Origin of the sequence: Mesorhizobium sp. M7A.F.Ca.CA.001.04.2.1, assembly GCF_003998485.1 — a bacterium.
Lineage (GTDB): Bacteria > Pseudomonadota > Alphaproteobacteria > Rhizobiales > Rhizobiaceae > Mesorhizobium > Mesorhizobium ciceri.
In genome coordinates this window covers 1-1,840 of the sequence record NZ_RZQT01000268.1, presented here as the reverse complement: position 1 = coordinate 1,840, position 1,840 = coordinate 1, and the positions used below count along the sequence as shown (strand labels likewise).

The following is a 1,840-nucleotide window of genomic DNA, read 5'->3' as shown; positions in this document are numbered from 1 at the left end:
GGTGGGAGGTGCGCTACGAGGATGCTACGCCGAGCCGCATCCTGACGACGGCAAACGAGATTCATATCCCTGCCGGCGAGCCGGTGCGGCTGCTTTTGACCTCGACCGATGTGATCCATTCCTTCTGGATCCCAAGCTTGGCCGGCAAGCTCGACCTTATCCCGGGCCACATGAACGTCCTGGATATCAAGGCGGACAAGCCAGGCGTCTACCGTGGTCAATGCGCTGAATTCTGCGGTGCGCAGCACGCCAACATGGGCACCTTCATCATCGCCGAGCCGCGCCCGAAATTCGATGCCTGGCTGAACGACCAGTTGCAGCCGGCCGGCGCGCCGGCGAGCGGCGAAGCCAAGGTCGGTGCGGACCTGTTCCTCAAACGCCCCTGCGTGATGTGTCACAGGATCGGGGGGACGCCGGCCGGCGGAACGGTGGCTCCCGATCTCACCCACATAGCCAGCCGGCAGACGCTCGCTGCCGGGACCTTGACGATGAGCCGCGGCAATCTCGCCGCCTGGATAGCCGACCCGCAAGGCATCAAGCCCGGCTCCCACATGCCGGTGGTGGAGCTCAGCGGCGATGAGCTCAATGCCGTGATCGCCTATCTCGAGGGTCTGAAATGAGCAGCGCGGATCTCACAAGCCAACGCGACCTGCCGCCGGAGCGCAAGGTATCTGCAAAAGGCGACATCGCGCCCGAGCATGACGGACCGCGCGACACCGGCATGGATGATGCCGGCCTGCATCGCTGGCTCGAGCGCACCTGGCGGACGCCATCCGGTATCGTCGGAGCCTTGTCGAGCGTCGATCACAAGGTGATCGCACGACGCTATTTGATCACCGCTTTCGTGTTCCTTGGTCTTGGCGGCCTCAACGCTGTCGTCATGCGCATCCAGCTTTCTGGACCGCAACGCGGGCTGATCGGGCCCGACCTCTACAATCAGCTGTTCACCATGCATGGCGTCACGATGATGTTTCTGTTCGCCGTGCCCATCGTGCAGGCGACCGGGATCTACCTGGTGCCGCTGATGGTCGGCACCCGCAACATCGCGTTTCCGCGCCTGAACGCGTTCAGCTACTGGGTCTACGTCTCGGGCGGCGCTTTCGCCTGGGTGTCCTTCGCCCTCAACATGGCCCCTGATGTGGGCTGGTTCGCCTACGTGCCGCTGTCCGGCCCCGAATTCGCACCGGGCAAGCGGGCTGACGTCTGGGCGCAGATGATCACCTATACCGAAGTGTCGTCACTGGCCGTCGCGGTGGCGACCATCGTCACGGTCTTCAAGCAGCGAGCCCCCGGCATGTCGCTGGACAAGATCCCGCTCTATGTCTGGGCGATGCTGGTCACTTCCTTCGTCGTCGTCTTCGCGATGCCGGCGGTGATGATCACCTCGACTTTCCTGATCCTTGACCGGCTGGTTGGCACGCACATCTTCAACCCGGCCGAAGGTGGGGATGCTCTGCTGTTCCAACACCTCTTCTGGTTCTTCGGCCATCCGGAAGTTTACATCATCTTCCTGCCGGCGACGGGCATGGTGTCCTCGATCATTCCTGTTTTCGCCAGGCGACCGACATTCGGTCATCTCGGGCTGGTCCTGTCGCTGATCGCGGTCGGCTTCCTTTCGTTCGGGCTTTGGGTCCATCACATGTTCGCCACCGGCCTGCCAAAGCTTGGCGCCAGCTTCTTCACCGCATCCAGCATGATGATCGCCATCCCGAACGGCGTACAGATCTTCTGCTGGCTGGCAACATTATGGGACGGCAGACCGGTGATCCGAACTCCGTTGCTGTTCGTCTTCGGCTTCTTCTTCATCTTCGTCATCGGCGGGCTGACGGGCGTGATGCTC

At 62.6% G+C, this 1,840-nt stretch carries 2 protein-coding genes; both read left to right on the top strand.

All coding sequences use genetic code 11. The features are described 5' to 3' along the window. Nucleotides 1-620, top strand: a 620-nt coding sequence (locus tag EN955_RS34355) for a c-type cytochrome (RefSeq protein ID WP_127223571.1), incomplete at its 5' end; no start/stop codon positions are given. After that, on the top strand, nt 617-1,840 hold a 1,224-nt coding region (locus tag EN955_RS34350), incomplete at its 3' end, for a cbb3-type cytochrome c oxidase subunit I (protein ID WP_206523776.1). The genes EN955_RS34355 and EN955_RS34350, both read left to right, overlap by 4 nt.